Origin of the sequence: Nostoc sp. UIC 10630 (assembly GCF_010747425.1) — a bacterium.
Classification (GTDB): Bacteria; Cyanobacteriota; Cyanobacteriia; order Cyanobacteriales; family Nostocaceae; genus Nostoc.
In genome coordinates this window covers 22,189-29,147 of the sequence record NZ_JAAGOG010000099.1, presented here as the reverse complement: position 1 = coordinate 29,147, position 6,959 = coordinate 22,189, and the positions used below count along the sequence as shown (strand labels likewise).

The 6,959-nt window shown below is 43.9% G+C and carries 4 protein-coding genes and 1 pseudogene; 3 read left to right on the top strand and 2 right to left on the bottom strand.

Features of this window, described 5'->3' with window-relative positions; genetic code table 11:
- Positions 1-127: 127 nt before the first annotated feature.
- Positions 128-817: a phosphorylase gene (locus G1O98_RS21470; protein ID WP_163931601.1), complete on the bottom strand. Its 690-nt coding sequence runs from the start codon at positions 815-817 to the stop codon at positions 128-130.
- The gene (locus G1O98_RS21465; protein ID WP_322745166.1) at positions 810-1,850 is read right to left on the bottom strand and encodes a ferritin-like domain-containing protein; all 1,041 of its coding nucleotides are present in this window, start codon (positions 1,848-1,850) and stop codon (positions 810-812) included. The genes G1O98_RS21470 and G1O98_RS21465 overlap by 8 nt, the downstream gene beginning before the upstream one ends.
- Between G1O98_RS21465 and G1O98_RS21460 the strand changes: the two are divergent.
- The 3 genes and pseudogenes from G1O98_RS21460 (at position 1,820) to hpnH (ending at position 6,597) form a co-directional block, all read left to right on the top strand.
- Positions 1,820-4,478, top strand: a pseudogene (locus G1O98_RS21460) (efflux RND transporter permease subunit). The gene G1O98_RS21465 and the pseudogene G1O98_RS21460 overlap by 31 nt on opposite strands.
- Positions 4,478-5,461, top strand: a complete 984-nt coding sequence (gene hpnA, locus G1O98_RS21455) for a hopanoid-associated sugar epimerase (RefSeq protein ID WP_163931599.1) — start codon at positions 4,478-4,480, stop codon at positions 5,459-5,461. The pseudogene G1O98_RS21460 and the gene hpnA overlap by 1 nt, the downstream one beginning before the upstream one ends.
- Positions 5,462-5,577: 116 nt before the next feature.
- Positions 5,578-6,597 (top strand): adenosyl-hopene transferase HpnH, encoded by a 1,020-nt coding sequence (gene hpnH, locus G1O98_RS21450; protein ID WP_012411559.1) that lies wholly within the window; start codon positions 5,578-5,580, stop codon positions 6,595-6,597.
- Positions 6,598-6,959 lie beyond the last annotated feature (362 nt).

The window sequence follows — 6,959 nt, the reverse complement described above, 5'->3', positions numbered from 1 at the left end:
TTGTTATATAGTTAGATCTCAAAAAATTGGTTTATATGAAGATGTATTCATATAAAATTAAATCTCCAAGTTATTAAATAACTTGGAGATTTAAATAATTTTAACTGTGCTATTATTATCCAACCAATTATTTCAGTCTATTATCAGAAAAGAGCATATTTGTAACTTGCTCTAACACCTTTAATGCTGTTAATGAACCTCGAATTAGCCGAGTAGCTGCAAGCGGTTGTCTAAGCATTGCCATTGCTAAAGGGAAAGGGTTTAGGGAGCCATCAGAGTTAATTGCTGATGTGAGATCGGGGATATCGTGCTGACAATCGTCACTGACTACTCGCAGCATTGCCACGGCCACCCCACCCATTTTGAAAAACTCTAAGGCAGTAAATCCTTCCATATCAACAACATCAGCCGCCAAAGCCTCACCTAAATGAAGTTTTTCGGCAGCAGACCAAATCATGCGATCGCTAGTTAATGACTTGACTAATGATACTTTTTCTGATGATTGAGAATGCAATTGTGATGTGAAAGTGCGATCGCATTCTAGAAGCTTCCCTTGATAAATACAATCTTGATACAGCACAATATCACCAACTCTGTAGCGATCGCTCAAGCTGCCACAGATACCCATAATCAGCACCCTGGATTTGGGAGCTAAAAATTGTCCTTGGCGCAGATACTTAAGTAAGGGCTTCATCCCAACAGGTATGGCTACTACTGCTGGGATGGAACCAGTAACGCCGCTTAATCCGCGACAAACAGCTTTATATTCTGCTCCTTGAGGTACCAGAATAGTGTTGATGGGCAAAAAATTAGGCACTAGCCCTCTCACTCTCAATATTCTGAAGTTTGCGTTTGGGTATTAACTCAAGGGTGCGGAGAGCGATATTGGCTAGTCTGGGTAGTAATTGTGGTTGGAGTAGTCGGGGGTCATACTTGCTCATCCGGCGCTGATTTTCTACTAGACAAATGCTGAGAAATTTTTCTAGTGTCAGGTTTTTGGTAAAGATGTCAGCACCTGTGACAGCGAAGCCAGTTTTACTAGGATCATCATTGCCAAAGACGGCAATCAAATTACTAAGAGCCTTGCCGTATTGCCAGAGGGTTTTGGCGCTCCGTAATGGGATGAATCCCTGGCCACGATCAATTTGTGTATAGGTAAACCAGTTGACAAAAAAAACAATATGACGTGTTTCTTCATCTATGATGGGATCAAAGATAGTGAAAATAGATTCTGGAAAAACATTAGCTTCACGGGCGATCGCAAATAACCCGTAAGCAAAGAAAGTATCCAGACACTCTTCAAAGCCAAAACGCGTAAAGACTGGCTCGATATTTTGGGGAACTTGAATTGGTTGACGTTCTGGTATTTCGATGCCGTAACGATCAATTAATGTTTGAAGTAGACGGGCGTGGCGTAATTCTTCTTCACCTTGGAGAGCGATCGCACTTTGTAAAATAGGATCGCTCACCGTTGCTGCGTAGCCACTAACTATTGCTCCAGCTTGTCGTTCTGTATCTAGAGCTTTCTCCCAAAAGGGAATACTGCGTAAGAAACTCAAGGCTGTATCGTCCAAATCTGGCCAGGGGAGAGACTCAGGTTCGTATTCCCTGTAGCTTTCGGTAAAGCTCCGGCAGAATAATTCCTTATGCTCGACAGAACCAAGTTTCATCTTTGAAGTTTCCTTTTGTATTAAAGATTGGGTCATATCTGAGTGACAATAAGTAATATTGCCGTTAGTAGTAACCAAAACTCGCAAACCGAAGGTGATTGCTGTAGCATGACTAAATAATTGTGTCACCCACACGATAATTTTCCAAGATGGTAAAGCTTCATAACTCAAAATCTGCACGAGAAGTATTCAATATTTCCAAATTAGCGATTCAATTTTCGTGGCTGACGGTGAGTTTTTGGATTGCCGTAACGGTAGCTGGAATTCTGGCTTTCAGTTCTCTTAAGTACGCTTTGTTTCCAGATATTACCTTTCCAGTGGTGGTTGTGAATGCTACAGCCCCCCTGACAACTGCCTTGGATACAGAGGCGAAGCTCACCAAACCCCTCGAAGAACGCCTCCGTTCCCTAGAAGGACTGGAGAATATCCGCTCATCCACCTATCCCAGTCAAACAGCCGTTAGCCTTTCTTTTGCCGTTGGTACGAATTTAGAAACATCAACCAAAAAGGTGGAAACTGCCCTCAAGCAGCTGACTTTGCCTCAAGGAGCGACTTCTAAAATTATTCCCCTGAACCTGAACGAGTCAGCCGCCATTAGCTATGCGATTGAGAGTCCCACCCGGAATCTTACAGATTTGACAAAGTTGGCGAAAGACGAGATTGTAAGTGCGATCGCTAAACTACCAGGAGTCCTGAAAGTCTCACTGTTAGGCGGTGCGACTGCAACTCCTCCTTTAAATCCATCGAATGTGAGTGCAGCAGCCATCCCCCAAGCAGGCGCAACCTTAGTCAGATTTAACGGGCAAGATGCACTCGCATTTCAGGTAATCAAACGCGGTAACGCTAACACCTTAGAAGTGGTGAGTCGAGTTGAAAAAGAAGTCCAAAGGCTACGCTCTACCCTCAAAGATGTCAAACTCACTTTAGCTGCTACCCAAGCAAAATATATCCGCCAAGCCACCCAATCAACTATCGATGCTTTGCTCGAAGCAGTCTTGTTGTCCATCGTGGTAATTTTTCCTTTTTTATGGAATTGGCGAGCCACCCTAATTTCTGCCTTGGCGATTCCTACATCTTTGTTGGCGACGTTTATCGTCATGGCAATTTTCGGTTTCAACTTAGAAACAATTACGCTGTTAGCTTTAGCTTTGGTGATTGGGAGTATTGTTGATGATGCGATCGTGGATGTAGAAAACATCATGCGACACATTGAAGATGGGGAAACTCCTCGCCAAGCGGCACTTTTAGCAACCAATGAGATTGGATTAACAGTCACCGCCGCTACCTTGACAGCAGTAGCGGTTTTCCTGCCCATAGGTTTAATGGGTGGTGTAATTGGGCAGTTTTTCAAGCCCTTTGGTATCACTGTTTCAGCCGCGATGCTTGCTTCTATGCTAGTTGCTCGGACTTTATCTCCAGTTCTAGCGATTTACTGGCTAAAACCTAGACCCTCGCTCTCTCCGCGTCGAGAAGCAAGAATTTGGGTCGCATTTGCCCAATCTTACAGAAGCTTGCTGAGTTGGTCTTTGAATCACCGGAAGATAGTTGTCGGGTTAGCTGTACTCAGTTTTATTGCAGGTATAGTGCTGATTCCCCTAATTCCCAAAGGGTTTATTCCCAAACTCGATCGCGGCGAATTCAATATTGCTTATACTGCTCCTTTACCGAGTATCCCCGATTTTGCTAGAGGCGCACAAGGAAGCAATATCCCCAATCCCCAATCCCTTAAACGATTCTCTTCAAGTTGCTAAAAAACTAGAAGATGTAGTCAGAAAATCACCAGCAGTTGAAACGGTATTTACTACTGTTGGTTCTCGTGAGGGTGAGCCGAATAAAGGCACACTATATATAAAGTTAAAGGAAGACCGCACAATCACAACTGGAGAACTACAAGACCAATTCCGCTCCACTTTACCAGTCCTTTCTGGGGTAACTACCAGTGTGGAAGATATTCAGTTTGTTGATTCTGGCGGTCAAAAACCTCTCCAAATAGCTTTGCGCGGTGACGATCTTCAAGCCTTAAGTAAAGCAGTCAAGGCAATTAAAGAGAGAATTCAGAGATTACCGGGATTTGCCGATGTCACAGTTACAGGTGAAACAAATCCTCAAGGTGAGGTTTTTCAGATCGAGCGTCTGAATAATCAGCGAGTAGCTTATGTCAGTGCTAATCTTGGCAAGGGTCTATCTTTAGGTGATGCTACTGATAAAGTGGTAGCTGAAGCTAAGGCGGTGTTACCTTCTAATGTTTCGTTAAATTTAGGAGGAGACTCAGCTAGCCAAGGTGAGGTTTTTAGCAGTTTTGGCAGTACTTTGGCTTTATCTGCCTTGTGTATTGTTGTAGTACTAATTTTGCTGTTCAAAAGCTGGGTAGACCCTCTAGTGATTGGTGTATCTTTGCCTTTAGCACTGGTGGGGGCAATGTTGGCACTACTGATCACTAAGAGCGATTTTGGTATGATCTCACTGATTGGTTTTGTCTTTTTGCTGGGGCTGGCCAATAAAAATGCCATCTTGCTTGTGGATTATATCAACCAGTTACGCAATGCTGGCACAGAACGCACAGAGGCAATCCTCAACACTGGATTAGTGCGCCTCAGACCAATTATGATGACCACTGCCTCCACTATTTTAGGGATGCTACCGATCGCATTGGGTTTTGGTGCAGGTTCAGAATTGCGATCGCCTATGGCTGTAGCGATCGCTGGAGGACTGGTAACTTCAACTATCCTCAGCTTGATTGTCGTGCCGGTAGTCTACACTATTTTAGATGATTGGTTTCCCCGCTTTCAGACAAGAGAGAGAAGTTGATGCAAGTTTTTGTCACGGGGGGTACAGGTTTTATTGGTGCCCACTTGGTACGGTTGTTATTGAAAGAGGGTTACACAGTCAAAGCGCTGGTACGCTCAAGTAGCAATTTGGAGAATCTACGCGGTTTGGAGGTAGAAATTGTCAAAGGCGATTTGAACAATCCAAATCTCTGGCAACAAATGAGAGGTTGTCAATATCTATTTCATGTCGCAGCCCATTATTCTCTCTGGCAAACAGACCGAGATTTACTTCACCATAATAATGTTCTGGGTACGCGCAATGTCTTGGTAGCAGCTAATAAAGCTGGCATTGAGCGCACCGTTTATACCAGTTCGGTTGCGGCAATTGGGGTAGGATCGTTTGGTCAAGTCGTCGATGAAACATATCAGAGTCCCCTAGAAAAGTTGGTGGGGAACTACAAAAAGTCTAAGTTTCTGGCTGAACAAGAAGCGATGCAAGCTGTTGCTACAGGTCAAGAGGTAGTTATAGTCAATCCCAGCAGCCCCATTGGATCGTTAGATATCAAACCTACCCCCACAGGTGATATAATCTTACGGTTTTTACGACGGCAAATGCCCTTTTACTTGGATACTGGTCTTAATTTTATCGATGTGCGAGATGTGGCGTGGGGGCATTTACTAGCCTTGCAACGGGGTAAGCCAGGCGATCGCTATATCTTAGGTCATCAAAATCTAAGTCTCAAAGAACTACTCGAACAACTTGCCGATATCACAGGTTTGATCGCACCTCAACGCACAGTACCCGCTTGGTTGCCCTTTACTGCTGCCTGGGTTGATGAAAAGATTCTCGCACCCTTGGGAAAATCGCCCTCAGTGCCATTGGATGGTGTTCGGATGGCAAAACAACCAATGTATTACAATGCTGCAAAGGCTGTACGAGAATTGGGTCTACCTCAATCTTCGCTGAAAGCAGCACTCAAAGATGCTGTGGATTGGTTTGTTGCTCAGGGCTATGTCAAATGAAAAATATAGCGATTTATGTGTGGATGCAATAGACAGTAGGGGCGCAAGACCTTGTGCCCCTAAGAAGGTTTTATGTTTTCCTGTGGTGTTTTTATAAAAGAGGAGCGATCGCAACAATGGCAGTTAATATACAACAAGCTATGGATATCGGGAAGTATCTGGTTACTCAGCGTTTGAAAGGACGTAAACGCTTCCCCTTAGTATTGATGTTGGAACCTCTTTTTCGTTGTAATCTAGCCTGTACTGGTTGTGGTAAAATCCAACATCCCAAGGAAATATTAAAGCAAAATCTCACCCCAGAACAGTGCTTTACCGCAGTGGAAGAGTGCGGCGCACCGGTTGTATCAATTCCTGGAGGAGAACCTCTACTACATCCCCAGATTGATGAAATTGTTCAGGGATTAATTGAGCGCAAGAAATATATTTACTTGTGTACTAACGGTTTGTTGTTAGAAAAGAGCCTGGATAAGTTTCAACCTTCACCTTACCTGACTTTTAGCGTGCATTTAGATGGAATGCGCGAGTTACACGATCATTGTGTAGACCGCCAAGGTGTTTTTGATATTGCCGTCAAAGCCATTCGTGCCGCTAAAGCTAAAGGCTTTCGTGTCACCACTAACACGACTATCTTTGAGGGTACTAAACCCCAAGACATGCAAGAGTTCTTTGACTTTCTGGAAACCCTAAATACTGACGGGATGATGATTTCTCCCGGCTACAGTTACGAGTGGGCACCAGATCAAGATCATTTTCTCCACCGCGAACAAACCCGCACCCTCTTCCGGCAAATTCTGGCTCCCTACAAAGCTGGTGAAAAAAACTGGAACTTCAATCACAATCCACTGTTCTTAGATTTTCTTACTGGTGAGAAGGACTACGAATGCACGCCTTGGGGTAGCCCTAGTTATAGTGTTCTCGGTTGGCAAAAACCTTGTTATCTGTTGAACGAAGGTTATTACTCTACCTTCAAGGAATTACTTGCACAAACTGATTGGAGTCAATACGGCCAGAAGAGTGGTAATCCCAAGTGTGCCGATTGTATGGTTCACTGCGGCTACGAACCCACCGCCGCAATGGATGCAATGCAACCGCAAAATATGGCGCGTGCCCTAGGCAGTGTGTTTGGCAGAAATTAATAATCAGGGGAAAAGGGGAAAAGTAACCCCATATTTAAAAACGTTGTTTTCACCCCTATCTTTTTAATCTCTTGCTTCCTTGTCAACCTGCCTTGGAATAAATTCCAAGGCTAATAGCTCAAGTCCTTTTAATGACGTAGATGCTGAGATAGGACTTACACAAACAATACAAAACCCTGATTTTCTGGTAGGGGCAATTCATGAATTGCCCCTACTTCATTTACTATTGCAGAAGTCATACTAGAGTTTGTGTGTTAGGGCAAGATGTAGATCAGTGCAATACTTTAACTGTTACAGAATGGTGATTAAACCTCGTCTACCTTGAGAACCGTAGTTTTGTAGGTTGGGTGCAGCGATAGCGT